Origin of the sequence: Texcoconibacillus texcoconensis (assembly GCF_014202575.1) — a bacterium.
In the GTDB taxonomy this organism is placed as follows: Bacteria; Bacillota; Bacilli; order Bacillales; family Salisediminibacteriaceae; genus Texcoconibacillus; species Texcoconibacillus texcoconensis.
The window spans coordinates 16,278-32,165 of record NZ_JACHHB010000008.1 but is presented as its reverse complement, the minus strand read 5'-3'; the positions used below and the strand labels follow the sequence as shown (position 1 = coordinate 32,165).

11 protein-coding genes are annotated in these 15,888 nt (G+C 40.9%); 7 read left to right on the top strand and 4 right to left on the bottom strand.

Annotation, left to right across the window (positions count from 1 at the left end):
* Nucleotides 1-39: 39 nt before the first annotated feature.
* Together HNQ41_RS09650 and csaB are read left to right on the top strand one after the other, a co-directional pair.
* Complete coding sequence (locus HNQ41_RS09650) at nucleotides 40-1,959, top strand: DUF5693 family protein (RefSeq protein ID WP_184664223.1); 1,920 nt, start codon at nucleotides 40-42, stop codon at nucleotides 1,957-1,959.
* The gene (csaB, locus tag HNQ41_RS09645) at nucleotides 1,956-3,038 is read left to right on the top strand and encodes a polysaccharide pyruvyl transferase CsaB (protein ID WP_184664222.1); all 1,083 of its coding nucleotides are present in this window, start codon (nucleotides 1,956-1,958) and stop codon (nucleotides 3,036-3,038) included. The genes HNQ41_RS09650 and csaB overlap by 4 nt, the downstream gene beginning before the upstream one ends.
* 122 nt (nucleotides 3,039-3,160) lie before the next feature.
* Here csaB and HNQ41_RS09640 read toward each other — a convergent pair whose 3' ends face one another.
* Nucleotides 3,161-3,835 carry a leucine-rich repeat domain-containing protein gene (locus HNQ41_RS09640; RefSeq protein WP_184664221.1) on the bottom strand — a complete coding sequence of 225 codons (675 nt, stop codon included), beginning with the start codon at nucleotides 3,833-3,835 and terminating at the stop codon, nucleotides 3,161-3,163.
* 287 nt (nucleotides 3,836-4,122) lie between these two features.
* On the opposite strand from HNQ41_RS09640, the gene HNQ41_RS09635 reads away from it, so the two are divergent.
* A complete protein-coding gene (locus tag HNQ41_RS09635) occupies nucleotides 4,123-4,863 on the top strand; it encodes a polyphosphate polymerase domain-containing protein (protein ID WP_184664220.1) in 741 nt (246 codons plus the stop codon).
* Nucleotides 4,864-4,892: 29 nt separating this feature from the next.
* Nucleotides 4,893-5,585: a DUF4956 domain-containing protein gene (locus HNQ41_RS09630; protein ID WP_184664219.1), complete on the top strand. Its 693-nt coding sequence runs from the start codon at nucleotides 4,893-4,895 to the stop codon at nucleotides 5,583-5,585.
* A gap of 175 nt (nucleotides 5,586-5,760) precedes the next feature.
* Here the strand turns inward: HNQ41_RS09630 and HNQ41_RS09625 are convergent, their stop codons facing one another.
* Nucleotides 5,761-7,533: a CotH kinase family protein gene (locus HNQ41_RS09625; RefSeq protein WP_184664218.1), complete on the bottom strand. Its 1,773-nt coding sequence runs from the start codon at nucleotides 7,531-7,533 to the stop codon at nucleotides 5,761-5,763.
* A 95-nt stretch (nucleotides 7,534-7,628) separates the two neighbouring features.
* Entirely contained in the window at nucleotides 7,629-9,515 is a 1,887-nt protein-coding gene (locus HNQ41_RS09620; protein WP_184664217.1) for an FAD-dependent oxidoreductase, read from the bottom strand.
* Between the two features lie 534 nt (nucleotides 9,516-10,049).
* Here HNQ41_RS09620 and HNQ41_RS09615 point away from each other — a divergent pair.
* The 3 genes from HNQ41_RS09615 to HNQ41_RS09605 all read left to right on the top strand — a co-directional run bounded on the left by HNQ41_RS09615 (nucleotide 10,050) and on the right by HNQ41_RS09605 (nucleotide 14,705).
* On the top strand, nucleotides 10,050-12,362 hold the full coding sequence (locus tag HNQ41_RS09615) for an S-layer homology domain-containing protein (RefSeq protein WP_184664216.1): 2,313 nt from the start codon (nucleotides 10,050-10,052) through the stop codon (nucleotides 12,360-12,362).
* Nucleotides 12,363-12,583: 221 nt separating this feature from the next.
* Nucleotides 12,584-13,636: a glycosyltransferase family 4 protein gene (locus HNQ41_RS09610; protein WP_184664215.1), complete on the top strand. Its 1,053-nt coding sequence runs from the start codon at nucleotides 12,584-12,586 to the stop codon at nucleotides 13,634-13,636.
* Nucleotides 13,637-13,817: 181 nt separating this feature from the next.
* A complete protein-coding gene (locus tag HNQ41_RS09605; RefSeq protein ID WP_184664214.1) occupies nucleotides 13,818-14,705 on the top strand; it encodes a hypothetical protein in 888 nt (295 codons plus the stop codon).
* Here the strand turns inward: HNQ41_RS09605 and HNQ41_RS09600 are convergent.
* Entirely contained in the window at nucleotides 14,648-15,661 is a 1,014-nt protein-coding gene (locus tag HNQ41_RS09600) for an LCP family protein (protein WP_184664213.1), read from the bottom strand. The two genes, HNQ41_RS09605 and HNQ41_RS09600, sit on opposite strands and share 58 nt — an antisense overlap.
* Between the last annotated feature and the right edge of the window lie 227 nt (nucleotides 15,662-15,888).

Here is a 15,888-nt window from a genome sequence, read left to right as displayed (position 1 = left end):
TGAGATCGTCAAGGTTTTCATCTGAAAGGGAGATCAAACATGCTTAAAAAAGGATTATGGGGGATCGTGATCTTTGCCATCCTGATTTCCATTCCCTCTTTGTGGGAAAGGGTTCAAGTCGAATCGGCAAATGATCAGTATGAAGTCAGCATCCCGTATAACGATATTGATTCGATGATCCACGATGCGGGGCAAGATAAGGATCATGTTTATTCGCAGTTGCGATCTTCAGGGGTCGAGTCGATCAGTTTCGAACCATTAAGTTTAAGGGATTTAGAGAATAAATATTTACTACAATTTATTGATAAAAGAGATTTATTAACATCTCCTACAATTACAAACGATGATTTGTCAGACAAGCCTGGAGACTATATTGAGATTTTAGAAGAAGATCATCCATTGATAGCGCCTGTTGAGGACGTGATCAATGAAGAATTAGAAGAATATGATGAAGAGGTTGAGTGGTTAGAAGTAGAGGATCGTGAATTGCTGTTTGTCCCTTACGGTGTGAGTAGCAGATCAACCCCTGTCACTTACGATATGGTCGCGGTTGAACAGGCAATCGAGCATAGATTTTCCCTTGTTCCACGTTTGGAAAACAATTTTAACGATGCGAACGAAGACCACATCCTTTATCAACAGCTAGAAGAAATGAGCCCTTACGCTCATTACATGCTCTTTATTGACGATGAGGTTGTAGGGGTTCCAGGTGATACGCCAGAGAACCGGGTCGCATCCTTTGCCGAGAAGATGAATGACCTCAACCTCAGTGTACTCACGATTGAAGGTGTAGATCAACGTGGATTAACAACGCTAATTGAACATTTAGACAATGATCCTGTTCGTCTGCATAGTATGACTTTAGGTAAAGGTAGTGAAAACGAAGAGGATCTTCGAGCCGTTTTTCAAGGGGCAAGAGCGGTACATGAACGAAACATCGGCGTTTTATATATCAACCTTTTAAATAAGAGGAATAACGAAAATTATGAAAATCCGCTAGAAGCAGGAAATGCTTTAAATGCGTTTGCTGGTGATGATTCATTTATGGAAAGGCTTGAGCGAAGGGTAGGTGGTGAATTAGGTGCTGCCGAGCCATTCGAGCGTTTTGAGCAACCGTTGTGGCTAAAATTAGTTTCATTGGTCGCTGCTGTGTCATTTTTGGGTATTGTCGCGGATCGTTTACACCCGCGTCTTGCAATTCCTGTACTTGTTGTCGCAGGTTTAGGAACAGGAATGATCCTCCTTTCAGGTATCAACCTATTGTATAAGGCCATTGTACTAGGTTTAGCGGTCTTGGCACCGGCTTATGCAGTGTTATCAATAGGATCATTACATTCCCTCAAAGATGGAGCGATTGCACTAGCGAAGTCATTAGGGATTGCCTTAATTGGTGCATGGTTCGTTGTGACATTATTATATGGCTGGGAATTTGTCGTTCATATCGATAGCTTTACAGGTGTAAAGGCGTTAGCCGTTTTACCAATGTTGATTGTTGCAGCATTTATATTTAGCTATCACGTGTTAAAAGAAAAGGTTGCTTTTTGGCATTTAGTTGTTTTAACGGTTATCGCTGCGGTCGTTATGTTTTATGTCGGTCGGACTGGAAATGCGGGTATCGTCATTCCTTATGAATTAGAGGCTCGCCAGTGGCTAGAAAATACATTAGGGGTGCGCCCAAGAACGACAGAGTTTTTAATTGGCTACCCACTATTTACGTTAGGGATCTATTTAACGGCGGTGGGTCATCGTTATGGACGTTATTTATATATTTTCGGCGCGCTGGCATTTAGTTCAATGGTCGGAACGTTCACACACTTGCATACCCCGTTACTCATTTCCATGGAACGTACGGTTTATGGCGCAATGATTGGTGTCACGTTTGGGGTTATGCTTATTGTCGCTTGGTATCTACTGGAGCGTTGGGTGTTTCCGCAAGTGAAAGAGAAGGTGTTACGATGAAGGTCGTATTATCTGGTTATTACGGTTTTGACAATGTAGGCGATGAAGCGATTCTTTTTTCTTTGATCAGTGCGCTAAGAGAAGAAAATCAAGATATTCACATCACCGTGTTATCCAATGACCCTGAAAAGACCGCTCAACAATATGGTGTTGAAGCGGTCAATCGTTGGAAGTTAAAAGACGTAGCCAAAGCTATCCGGCAATCAGATGGGTTGATTAGCGGTGGTGGAAGTTTGCTACAAGATAAGACAGGCAACAAAAGTGTGATTTATTATAGCGGTGTGATGTGGATCGCTAAGCTCCTCGGAAAGCCGTTTGTCATTTATGCTCAAGGGATAGGTCCCATTAATCAACTGAAAAATCAACGAATTGTCAAGCATACGCTCAATCGAGCATCGCTGATTACAGTGCGCGATCGTGATTCCCAGGAGTTTTTAACATCGGTTGGTTTAAAGAAGGAATCTACAATTGTCCCTGATCCCGTTCTTGGAATGAACAAGCCGTCACTCGATGAGAGTCCTTGGCTCGCATCGGAAAATATACCTAGCGATTATATTGCGGTTTCAATGAGAGATTGGTCTGATGGGAGAGAGTACCTAGAAAAGACTGCTGCGGCGTTAGATGAATTACTGAAAAAAGGGGAAAAGATCGTCCTGTTGCCGATGCATGGAGAGCATGATTACAACACTTTAGAACAGCTGTTGTCGCTGATGGAAAAAAGAGACGGGGACATTTGGATGGCTCCATATGATGCGACGATACAGGAAAAAGTGGTGATTGTCGGACAAGCGAAATTGCTGTTAGGAATGAGACTTCATGCATTGATTTTTGCAGCAGTCATGAATGTTCCTTTTCATGCATTATCGTATGATCCTAAAATTGATTCTTTCGCTAACTTGTGTCAGCAACCGGTCGTAGGTCATGTGGAAAAAGATGATTGGTCTGCAGACGATATCGTGACCAAAGTCATCACGGCGGATTTGTCCGAACAAAACGATTACCTTCTTGAATATACGACAGAAGCGACGCAAAAAGCGAAACATACAGCACAGCAAACATTAGACATATTGGCAAAATAACGAAGTTAACAGACGATCATATCGATCGTCTGTTTCAGTTTATAAAGCTTTAGGTGCTCCGAAAACGAAAAAAAAATCCCTTCGACTGTCGATCAATCGAAGGGATTTGTACGATTCGTGATTTAAAAATCTGTTTCTAAAATGTGATCATAATAATGAGCGACAGGGCTTGTATCTTCAATTAAATTGCCTTCAATATACAAGCGTTGCGTCAAGTTCTGTAAATCGCTTAAAGGTTCTAACGTGTCAATTTGGTTATAACGCATGTTTAAATCTCTTAGAAGCGTTAAGTCTGCAAGTGGTGAAATATCTGAAATACTATTTTCACGAATGTTCAATTCACGTATGTTCGTTAATTCAGATAGGACAGAGATATCAGAAATACGGTTTCCGCGAACATTTAAGTCTTCAAGGTGTGTTAAATTTCCTAATGCACTGATATCGGAAATGCGGTTGTCACGTAAATCGAGGACCTCCAAATTTTCTAGTTCACCAATGAGTGTAATATCATCAATTTCATTCCCGCGCAGGTCGAGTTCAACGAGGTTTGTTAGTTTTTCAATCCCTTCGATTTGTTCTATACCTGCATCTCTGATTTCAAGAACGCGAATGTCTGCTAGATCATCCTTATGATATTGTTCGTTTGGAGCTAAATCTAACTCCTCGCGAATTGCATTTTCAAGTGAATGATCGGAAAGTGCTTCTCGTTCAGGTACGTATAAAAACGCCCCAACCCAAAGTAAACCTAATAGGAACAAAAGGATGATAATATTACGAAATTGTTTTGCTTTTTTCATTTAGACCCCTCCTGTGGATTCAGGAAAAAAAGTAACAAGAATATTTTAGATGATAAAACGCTATTTAGCAATCGAAGTTTGTAGTGGTGTAAATCATTTTGTCAAAAATGGGGACAATTGTAGTATACGGCAAAATCGGACAATGAATTCTACCTAAAATTGAGATTGCTTATCGAACAATTTAGGAATATAATGAAAAATGTTGTTATGATCTTTACCTACGATGTTTTTTTATTTTAACATAAACGTTAGACCTTTCTAAAATGAAGGGAAAGGGGGATAAACTGATGTCTAGAGAGATTTTTACACGTCGAGAATTAAAATATTTAATTCCATTTGACACGTACCAAGCGATCGTTGAAGACATGAAACCGTATATGCGCTACGACCGCTTTGGAGATGGCTTTGGGCGTTATAATATTGTTAGTCTGTATTTTGATTCACCAGATTATACCATTTATTATGAAACGAGAAATAAATTAAACTTTAGACAAAAATTACGTTTACGCGTATACGACAATGCTACTCAAGAAAGTACAGCATTTTTTGAAGTGAAACAAAAGTTTAACAATGTTGTCAATAAGAGGCGAACGATGTTGCCGTTAAAAGATGCTTACGAGTATGTGCAGTCAAACAAGATCAAAGAGCATTACAACCTGTCGAATAAACAAATTATGAATGAAGTTGATCATTTTAAGAACTTATATCACTTACACCCGGAAGTGGTTGTAAGTTATGATAGACAAGCCTTTCACGGTGTAGATGATGCTGATTTACGAGTAACATTTGATTATAATTTGCGTTGTCGAAATGATGACCTTTTTATTGAGAATGGACCACATGGGAATCATTTTGTTGATCAAAACTTAGTGGTCATGGAGGTCAAAGTAAACGACAGTGTACCACTGTGGTTAACTCGTTTGTTAAGTAACTATAAGTGTGAAAAGCGCGGTGTGTCCAAATATTGCACAAGTGTAGATACGGCAAATAACGCAAACAAGGCAGATAAACAATCAGTTCTTTTATAAGTATTAAATAATTCAAGGGGAAATGTATGATGCAAGAATTCTTACAGAATTATATGAGTTCGGGTAATGTAACGTCTGACTTCACAGTATTTGAAGCATTTATGGCAATCTTTCTAAGCTTTTTCTTAAGTGTTGTCATTACCCAAGTATATAAATTAACCCACCACGGGGTTCGTTATTCACAATCTTTTGTACAAACCGTGATTATTATGAGTGTGGTCGTTTCCATTATCATGATTGTTATCGGTAATAATATTGCCGTTGCATTCGGTTTGGTTGGTGCATTCTCGATCATTCGTTTTAGAAGTGCGATGGCTGATCCAAAAGATATCGCATTTATCTTTTTTGGTATGGCAGCAGGTATTGCTTCAGGTTTAGGCTTCTACTTATTAGCCGTTCTTTTCACTGCGTCTTTATCCGTTTTGATTTACATTCTTTATGTTGTCGATTATGGAAAGAGCAGTACAAACTATGAGAAGATCCTTAAAATCACAGTTCCTGAGAACATGAATTATGAAGGTATCTTTGATGACATTTTTGAAGAAAACATGAATTATTATAAGTTAACGAATGTTGAAACGACAAATCAGGGAACAATGTATCTTTTAGAGTATCGCGTGAGTACAAAAGAAGGTGTCCAAGATAAAGAAATTATGGACGCGATTCGTACGAAGAACGCTAATTTGAAAGTATCACTGAACTTATCACAAATGACTTATTAAAAATCAAGGCATCGAAGAAGTGATGTTGAAGCATATGATATGAGGACGAATTCGAAACGGGAATTCGTCCTTTTTTTATGATCGTGAACTTGATAGACATACTGTCCGCACACTGCACAAGAGAGCATAGAAAAAGCTACAGAGGGTTGAAGTGCCCCTGTAGCTTTTTTGTGTCTTAATGTGTAATGACGTACTGATTTTCACCTGTTAAAGATGTGTCGATGGTTAACTTGTTCGTGTAAGGATTAATGGTTGAATCTAAAGGCGTTGCTGTGGATCCGTCGTATTCAGCCAAGGTTAAATCCCATTGTTCGCCGATAGCGGTATTTTCCTTATACCAGTTACCGCCTGCAGGCCAACCGAGGTCATTTCGGTAGTAAATCGTTAAGGTCCCCTCGACTTCAGCATCCCCTGCGTTAACGGAGAAGGTTCGGTTCACGCCATCAATCTCTTGATTTTCCTCGACAGAGAAGGTAATGTCTCCTTCATTGACTACATTTGTAGGTTCAAATTTTGAAATCACCCAACCTTGGTCATCAGTAAAGTAAACAGGCCCTTCAGTGTCATCGTCAATCGTTTCTGTAGCTGTGAGCGTGCCTTCCGTGTCTAACGCACCAATTTGTGCTTTAATATACTGGTAACGAAGCTCGATAAAATCGAGGATCGCCTCAGATCGATATTCGTAATCACCTAACTCACCAAAATGGTTTTGTGGATGAAGGTCGAATGCGCCGCGATCACTTGGGTCTACCATGACGCTGTCGTAAATTCGGTCTTGATACGTATGGAACTTTTCTTCGAAGTAATCATAAGTAAACACGTCACCCATTAACTGGACGAGACGTTCGTCAAGTTTTTCTTTTAGTTCAGGTGTTTCTAGAAGTTTCATGAACAAATGGTTGTCCCAAGATCCAACGTCCATCGGGTACTCATAAGCAAAGTAATCATTTAAAACGCCGTAGTCTGAACGAGTATGAGAGCCGAACGTTAAGTTTTTATCCCAAGGGATGACCTCCCATTTCGCATCAGGGTCTTCGTGGTCTAAATAGAGCCAATAATCATCTCCGAAGGCATCAATGTCTCCGATTAAAAAGTGAACGGCGAGCCAATCAATAAAACGGTCGACATTCATTTCCTCTTGAAATTTTTCAGCAAATTCCGGTCCTGCAGGGGTTTGATAGACCCACTCTATTAAGGAAGTTAATTCGCCCCAATGAGGGTTTCCGCGATAACGGAAAATTTCTTCAAGAAAGTGAGGTTGGTCGTCAGCCCTTGTGATGTCAAAGCCGAAGGAAGAATAAACATCTATCGTGTCACCATTATAATGGCCGCGCATATCATCGCGAACTAAGGTTCCTTCCTCATTTAAGTCGTGGTTTGCTAATAAATCTTGATCGATACGCTCAATGTGAACGTAAAGCCCTTCAAAAACGTCATTGATGTATAAGTTAAAATACTCTGCACGCGGGGCAGGATGGTCTAATTCTGCGAACATATCCCAAGAAATTTTTTCGCGCATCATTGAAGGGTCCCGATACATCGCATTTAAATTCATTCGATTACTACCAAATAAAAAGTCTTGATCGTCTTCGAATCGAATATTAAATGATTTTTTATCAAGGCCACGCGCGGTGTTACCACGAAAACGAAGGCCATCTAGTTCAATGATTTCATCATCATCGGGGTCAAGTTTCATATGTCCATCTAATCGATCATCAGAATTGACATCTCTTGAGTAAAGTTCACTAACGTCAGTGTTGTCCATGTAAAGATAAAGATCTTGAACATCTTGTCCTTCAATCGCCTCATCTGATGGTTCTGTCAATTCTTCTTCAGGTTCCTGTTCGTTTTCCTCAACGTCAGGGTCGGCTGGATCTTCGGGTGAGCACGCCGCGGTGAAAACTAAAGCTAGTAAAGAAACTGGCAAAATGAAACGAAACTTCTTCATTTCTGATCCCTCCTATATGTCGAATTTAGCATCGAGGTATTCGAATTTTAATAAAGAGAGGGAGCAGTGTAAATCGTCCCTCTCCTTGATCAATGTTATTGATAATTTTTTAAAATTTGGGCTGCGATGTAATGGCCTTCTTTTCGTACTAATTCATCATCTTCAGGTATTCGATGGTAAACTTCTTCATCAATAAGGTTTAAATCTAACGCTTGTGCCCAAGGTTCGTCATCAATGGACGTATCTTCAAAGATCGAAATGATGTATTCGGCCATCTCATCTCGAGTGAACACGCCTTCGGCAAACTCGCTGTCATTAAATGGTGAACGAATCGCTTCGTGGAATTCGTGATAAGCATCTTCGTTCATTCGAGCAAGACCATTTGATAGTAAGTTAGCAAAGTGAGTGGTTGATAATGGTTCTTCTACTCTTAAATCATTATCATAACCTGCAACAACTAAACCGTAATCAATTAAGAATTGAATGGATTCATCAAACCATTTATTTTCATAAGGATAGGAGATGTCGAAATGTTCAACAAAAGCTCCTTGGTCGGCAAGGCGTTGACGTAATTCTTCAATGAGCTCCTCATCTTGAGAGAGTTCACGGAAGGTCATATCATTTTCAATCGCTAGTTGTGCCGCTAAGCCACCGGCTTCCCCTGCAGCCATTCCCGTCGGAATAATTCTAGCACTTCCGGAAGCTAATGAAGAGTAGCCAGCGGAACGACTGACGACGGAAATGTTTTCTACTTCTAGAGGAACTAATGAACGGAATGGAATCGCAAATTGTTCAGGGTCTGATAGGACATACCCGAAATCATTGACAGAAGTGGCTTGTACATCAACAGGGTATCCACCGTAACCAATGCTATCCCAGTGATCTGCATGCGCCCATACATCTGACATTGGTAACATGTATTCTGAGTATACGTGACGGGTTTCTCGGATGTATAACTCCTCAGGGTAGTCAATCACTTCTGCTTCCTCAAAACCAGGGAATTCCTCTCGCAAGTATTCCACAATGCGATCAGTTTCTCGTATTCCTTTTTCGATGGCTTCTTCAACTTCAGCTTCATCTAAACCGTCAACACCAAACAGTTGCAAAGCGTTAATGAAGAACTCTTCCTCTTGTCCTTCTTCGGCAATTCGAACAAGGTTTAAACCACGAAGGCGTGTATCTTCTTCGACAGTTTCGTATTCATAATGAAGATCGTTGAATCCCCAAGCAACGGTTTCGGTGACGCCTGCTTTATCAAAAATCTCTTCTTCTGCTGTTTGTCGGACACCATCCCAATCAACATTACGTAAGTGAATCATTAGTGTGACAGCTTGACGGCGGTCTTCTAAGTTTATATCGGCTCCTCCTACGAAGTATGGAGCGCCAGCCATGACAGCGAAGTCGGCATCTTGTGTTGCATCAACAAAACGTTGACCATATATGGTTTGTTCGCCGTCTTCATTTTCTAACGTCACACCAGTAACGGTTTGCTCATCTTCCACAACTGCATCGTTAATGTCTGTTTCTAATAAAAGCGTTAAGTTTTCTTCTTCTTCAACGAGCTCTAAAAAGGCTTGTTTTCCTACATCGATATCAAACGCATCATCTCGTCCGACCATATGATGCCATTCTTCAAAGATTCCACCAATCGCATGTTCGCCATCGATACCATAGACCATATCGATATAGTTTAGCATCCCGTATGTCATTAACCCACCGAGGCCATCTCGGCGTTCGACGAGTAGTGTTTCTGCACCATTACGAGCAGCGGAAACAGCGGCACTAACGCCTTCAGGTTCTCCGCCTAAAACAATGACGTCGTATTCCTGTTCTATATCGGGATTCTCTTCAGGTGGTTGATATGTGTCTGATGTTTCTTCCTCATTTTGTGTGATTTCATCATCGCCAGAAAAAAAGAAAACATTCACGGCCATGACAATCAGTACTAAAGGTACTAACACCATGAATAACTTTTTGTTCATCTTTTCAGCCCCTTTATCTTTTCATGATGCAAGTGATTTGCATAACTTATATTGTGACATAGAATGACAGACCAGGAAAGTGCGACGTGGTCTCATCTTGAGGGGGGAGTGATTTTTTTACAATTTTTCAATGAAATATGTGAAATCGTCAAATGTTCATATGCATTTTACAATTAAGGACTTCCTGGAATTTGTCTCCTTTTTAGCATTTCATTAACATTGTATGCCGATACGTAACACTTGGCGTTCATAATAACCCCCCTTAAAAAACGTATAACAGCCCATTTAACTCAAAGGTTCAGCAATGTCGAATCAATTAAAGATAGAAAACTGTTAGAGGTAACTATAAACAGTCGTAGATCGACTAACTTTTAATGAAGAGAAAGGAAACAATTACTGTCTATTTTTGGAGAAATATACGCATGATGAATCTATTTATTATCGACAAAATATATTATAATCATTTATGTGTATTTAATATTGTTTAGAGAATCAAAATATATGAAACGAGGAAACTGTTAAGGAGGAAAGTTTGTGGTTAGTGATATGTTCAGGAAAAGATCATTTTTTATGTCTATCAGTTTACTTTTGTTTTCAAGCTTGTTTTTTGTCCAAGGAAATACATATGCGAGTTTTGGTGAAACGACATATCAAGAAGATTATTCGATTGTGCCCGGAGTCACATTAACGAAAGAAAATTATACAAGTAATGGCGTGGACAGAGCTTTCAACCAAATGATGGTCGATTTAGACGCCTCGGATATATCTGTGCAGGTTGGCCATGCCGGTCCAACACACCAGCAGATGACGGTGACAGATTTAGCAGAGTATCATACGAATCCTGCAGCGAGTGAATATGTTGTTGGATCGATTAATGCATCGTTTTTCTATGCTGGTTCACCTGTAAATCTTGTTGTTCAAAATAATGAGATCGTGAACTTAGGGAGATATTCAGCCAACGCCAATAATCCGATCTATTATTCTTACGCTTTTGGTATCACGGAAGATGGACAGCCATTAATAGATTCTTACGATAAGAATGTTCAGCTTCGATTTAACGGGGACAGCGCCACAGCGCACGATTTTAACACAGGTAGAAGTGAGGGAGAAACGACCCTTTTTACACGTGGTTACGGTTGGAGCGTCCCATCAATTGACAGTGAGTCAACAGAAATTGTCGTGAAAGATGCTTCACCGACGCCGGAAACATTGATTTTTGGAGAAACCGTCACAGGCGTTGTAAGTGAAGTGAACAAAAGTGACGAAGGTGGAGACTCCTCGATTCCAGAGGGTGGCTTTGTGATCGCAGCGAGTGGTGAAGAGCAAGGAGAACAATTTGCTGATATTGATGTTGGCGATGAAATCTCTTATGAACTACAAATTGATGATCAGTGGATGGATAGTGAAACGATGATTACAACAGGACCGCTTCTTGTAGAAGGTGGTCAAGTTTCCGTTAGTATGAATGAGCGTAGCTCGTTTGCTAGTAGGCGAGAGCCACGTTCAGCGGTAGGAATTACAGCAGATGATGAACTTTTTATGGTTACGGTAGATGGAAGACAATCAGGATACAGCGATGGGATTTCGCTGACGGACTTAGCTGAACATATGATATCTTTAGGCGCAGAATCAGCCATTAATTTAGATGGTGGCGGCTCAACAACAATGGCGGCAACACTGCGTGGCCATCAATTGCCGAGTGTTGTTAACGCCCCGTCAGATGGCAGGGAACGAAGCATGCCAAATGCGATTCAAATTGTGAGTAACTCTTTGCCTAAAGACGTGTCTGAAAGTTTCATAGAGTTAGAGCGTTTTGCGAACTTGAAAAACTGGAATAGCACTTTTGCAAGAGCGGTAGGTGATCATTCTTTAAGTGGTTCGAATAGTGAAGGCGATGACGGTCAGTCTGCAAAGCTTACATATGACTTTTCTTCTGACCGACAAGAAGGAACGTCTGCAGCTTATTTAGAGCCGAAACAACCTCTTTTAATGGAAGGGACCCCTAAAAAAATCGGGATGTGGGTTCATGGAGATGGAAGAGAAAACTGGTTAAGGTTACAAATCACCGATCGTGATATGAACACACATTATGTGGATGTCACAGGTGAAAACGAAATGGATTGGTCTGGCTGGAATTATGTCACAGCTGAGATTCCGAGTGGCATTTCTTCACCTTATTCGCTTTCAAGAATCTACATCGCGCAAACAGATAAAAGCAAAAAATCGACAGGGACCGTTTACGTGAACAATGTCGAAGCGATCTACGACGCCGAACATCACGATACGCCAGAAAATGAACCGAGCCACAATCCATTGCGAGGGAAATTTACGGATGTGGGTGATGACCACTGGTCTGTAGAAGAAACATCTTATTTAGTTGATCAGCAAGTCATAAAAGGCTTTCCAGGTGGTGAATTTAAACCTAATGGTCAAGTCACAAGAGAACAAGTTTCAGCAATGCTTGTACGTCAGTTAAACATTGATAAATCAGATCGTGAAGAAGTGCCATTTGATGATGTAAGTGAAGATCGTTACTCATATGATTCGATTGCTGCAGCAACCGAAGAAGGATTATTTACTGGGCGACAGGAAGATCAGTTTGCACCAGAAGAACCGCTAACAAGAGCGGAAGCCGCTGCGGTATTAAAACGAGCATACGAATTATCTGGAGAGTCAGGTGTATCCTTTTCCGATGTAGATGAGTCCCACTGGGCGTATTCTTACATTGATATCCTTGAAAACAACCAAATTGCTGACGGTTTTCCAGACGGAACATTTGCCCCGGAGCAATCGGTAACGAGAGCAGAATTTGCGGCTTTCTTATATAATGCTTCAACCCGTGACTAATATTCGCTTTCAATGAACATCATTGTGGACGAGCTACTTGTCTTTCTTACCGAATTGTTAAAAACAGTGAATTTGTGAATTTCCTTATGTTTTTATACAAGCCTATATGGTATAATGCTTGTGATTGCCCATAAGGTGTATGGTGTAGTTTCATTTTAGGATTGAGTTAAAGAAGCATTATTCAATATATAATGGGAAAGGTAAGAAGAAGGGGTGACTTCATGTATATCGCAGTTTTGCTAATTAGTTTCTTAGCAGCACTCTCTCTCACACCACTTGTTAAACGATTCGCAATAAAAATTGGAGCGACAGATCAACCAAATAATCGAAAAGTACACCAAAAAGTCATGCCCCGGCTCGGAGGATTAGCGATCTATGCTAGTTTTATGATCGGGCTTCTGATACTACAGCCGGATAGCCCATACGTGTGGCCGATCGTGATTGGTGCAACGATCATTGTGGTGACAGGCGTACTTGATGATATGTATGAATTATCGGCAAAGTGGAAGCTTGTCGGTCAAATATTAGCAGCAGTATCAGTTATTGCTGGTGGGGTGCATGTCGACTTTATTAACATGCCATTTGACGGTCGCATAGACCTTGGGATCTTTGCAATTCCGATTACGCTACTTTGGATCATTGGGGTTACAAATGCGATTAACCTCATCGATGGTTTGGACGGATTAGCTGCTGGTGTGTCAGCGATCGTTTTACTCACAATTACGACGATGGCTGCAATGAACGGAGATATTTTTATCGTCGCGATTGCGAGCATCTTGCTTGTTAGTACGGTCGGATTTTTATTTTACAACTTCCACCCAGCAAAGATTTTCATGGGTGATACCGGTGCGTTATTTTTAGGGTTCATGCTTTCAGTCATTTCCTTATTAGGATTTAAAAATGTAACCCTGTTTTCTTTAATCATACCAGTTGTGATTTTAGCCGTACCGATTTCAGATACGTTTTTTGCGATCATTCGACGTTTTCTTAACAAAACACCGCTATCATCACCGGATAAATCACACCTTCACCACTGTTTGCTACGCTTAGGGTTTTCCCATAAGCAGACGGTGCTGTTGATCTACTTGATGAGTGGATTTTTCGGTACAGCGGCAATTTTATTGACGCAATCAACGCTTTGGGGTGCACTGATTATTATTACGCTCCTCATGATTGCTATCGAATTGATCGTTGAACTCGTCGGGCTCGTAGGAGACAAATATAGACCGCTTATGAACTTGTTTAGACGCGAATCCAATCCGAAGCGCCAATAATAGTATGTGGTGTGAATATAAAGTAAGCTGAATTCCGAATTGATGGAATTCAGCTTTTTTGTTTGTGCCCGGCGAGTGGCGAAATTTGTTTAATTATGTCGAATGTGGGGAGGAGGCGTTTTTTCGATGAAGTGGAGTAGGGGGTTATTCGTTCAGGTAAGTGAGAATTCGATTAGGTGGAGTGATAATTGCATCAGGAGACGTGATAATTGCATCAGGTGAACCGATTATTCGGTCAGGTGGAGTGACTATTCCATCAGGTGAATGGATAATTCGATCAGGTGGAGTGATTATTCCATCAGGTGAATGGATAATTCGATCAGGTGGACTAATTATTCCGTCAGGTGAATGGATAATTGCATCAGGTAGACGGATAATTCGATCAGGTGACACTATTTTTCCATCAGGTGGAGCAATTATTCCATCAGGTGAATGGATAATTCGATCAGGTGGAGTGATTATTCCATCAGGAGAACCAATTATTCCATCAGGTGGACTAATTATTCCGTCAGGTGAATGGATGATTCGATCAGGTGGAGCAATTATTCAGTCAGGTGAACCGATAATTCGATCAGGTGGAGTGATTATTCCATCAGGAGACGTGATAATTGCATCAGGTGGAGTGATTATTCCATCAGGAGAACCGATTATTCAGTCAGGAGAATGGATAATTCAATCAGGTAGACTAATTATTCCGTCAGGTGAACCGATAATTCCGTCAGGAGAATGGATAATTCAATCAGGTAGACTAATTATTCCATCAGGAGAACCAATTATTCCATCAGGTGAACCGATAATTGCATCAGGAGGAGCAATTATTCCGTCAGATGAGACGATAATTCGATCAGGTGAACGGATAATTCCATCAGGTAAGCTGATTATTCCGTCAGGAGAACTGATTTTTCCATCAGGTAAACCGATGATTCCATCAGCTAGAACATTTTCTGCACCACCACAACTAATAAAAAAGCTGATCCCATTAAGAGATCAGCTTCAAACTCATTCATATACTTATTCCTCATCTTCCAACATCACATTACGTCCAGCTTCATCTTCTAATCCTAGATGAATTCGTAATCGGTGTGACGTTTCATTTAAGGACTCTTCATCTAATTGGTAATACCAACGATTAGTCCTCAAACCATGTCCATCAAGCGACAAGGATGTAATCTCATCAAAATTACGCGCATAGCCGTGTAATGAGACAATATTGTTAAACGTTAAATTCGTCTTCATATGGTTCTCTAAACTTTCCATGACTGAACCAAAACTTGTAATCGATGATAATGAAGCAGATTCGCGAATTAAGGACTCGAGCACTTCCTTTTGGCGCTCCCCACGACCGATATCGCCTTGGGGGTCGCCTTGTCTATGGCGCACATATGCAAGCGCCTCTTCACCGTTTAACGTCTGCTCACCCTCAGGAATCCAAATCGCACCAGGATTATCGTAACTGTCCATTTCACTGATCTCAAATGGCGAGTCAACCTCAACACCACCGAGCTCATCAACAACTTCCATAAAGGCCATGAAATTCAACGTCATAAAATAATCAACCGGAATATCGAGCACATCTTCAACCGTTTCAATCGCTAAATCAATCCCGCCAAACGCATGCGCATGATTAATCTTATCCTGACCCCTACCAGGGATATTCACAAGCGAATCACGCGGAATATTTAACATCTTCACAGACTGATCCTCCGCATTGAACGTCGCCAATACAATCGCATCAGTCCGTCCCCGCAAGTTCCCGGTACGATCATCGACACCTAAAAACAAAATCGAGATACTATCCTGGCTTGGATTTACAGCCTCCTCACGCATATCAGAACGATCACCACGATCTAACTCCTGCTGCGCACCAGAAGTCACCTCTTCAAACTGCTGCCACATATAACCGAACCCAACACCAAGCACAAGCAGGAACACAAACAATGCAATCCCACCGCGGACGGCCCATTTCTTAAAACCCTTACGCCGCCGCTGCTGGCGCTTTTTATATTCTCGACGAGAGTAACTCATTTAAAGGCATCTCCTTTATTTATCCATATATAACCCGTGTCATCATTTGTCAATTTCACTCAACACATACTTCTTTATTATTTTACCGAACAACCCCCATTCCGTAAATGAATTTTTACAGGAATGAGAAAAAAGATATGGAAAAAACGCCAGCCCGAAAGACTCTTTCAAGAGAACGTACAGCTGTACGTTCATTAAAAAAAGCAATCGTTGATGCTGCCACATCG